The sequence below is a fragment of the Fructobacillus ficulneus genome, from assembly GCF_001047075.2.
In the GTDB taxonomy this organism is placed as follows: domain Bacteria; phylum Bacillota; class Bacilli; order Lactobacillales; family Lactobacillaceae; genus Fructobacillus; species Fructobacillus ficulneus.
Genome location: NZ_DF968005.1, coordinates 345,817 through 346,412 on the forward strand (window position 1 = coordinate 345,817; position 596 = coordinate 346,412).

Consider the following 596-nt stretch of genomic DNA (forward strand, 5'->3'; position numbering starts at 1 on the left):
CCATGTGTGCTTTCGCTTTTGATGAACTGGAAGTCCACCAAATCGGCATCTTTGCGGATGTTGATAATGTTGGTAGTAATGCCGTCATCAAAAAGGCTGGCTTTACATTTTTGGCCCGTCATCCAGAATATGCGCACCGGGCTGATGGCTACCATGATATGAACGAATACTACTTATTAGAACCAAAGAACTGAGAAAATAAATAGAAGGCGACAGTGATTTCTGCTGCCGCCTTAATTTAATTAGTAAAAATGAAAGAGAATAACCATGACCATTATTTTAGTTGGGTAAGTTTCTAAAAACCGCTAACCGCTGATCACCCAATCAGCCTTTAACCAAGAAATCGAAACGGAGTCCCATACTTATGAACCTTGAACACATTCGCAATTTTGCCATTATTTCCCATATTGATCACGGTAAGTCGACGCTATCAGATCGGTTAATGCAAGCCACCAAAACCGTGGCTGACCGAGAAATGGCGCCCCAACTTTTAGATAGCATGGGGGTCGAACAGGCCCACGGCGTGACGGTTAAGTCACGAGCGGTCCAAAACGTTTACCAGGCCGCAGATGGCCAAGCCTACCAATTGAACTTGA

The 596-nt window shown here is 44.3% G+C and carries 2 protein-coding genes; both read left to right on the forward strand.

Annotated features, from left to right (window positions below):
• Positions 1 to 194: GNAT family N-acetyltransferase (locus tag AOQ29_RS07760; protein ID WP_170124547.1), on the forward strand; the 194-nt coding region annotated here is incomplete at its 5' end.
• 170 nt (positions 195 to 364) lie between these two features.
• A partial coding sequence (locus AOQ29_RS06210; RefSeq protein WP_242977420.1) for a GTP-binding protein occupies positions 365 to 596 on the forward strand: 232 nt, incomplete at its 3' end.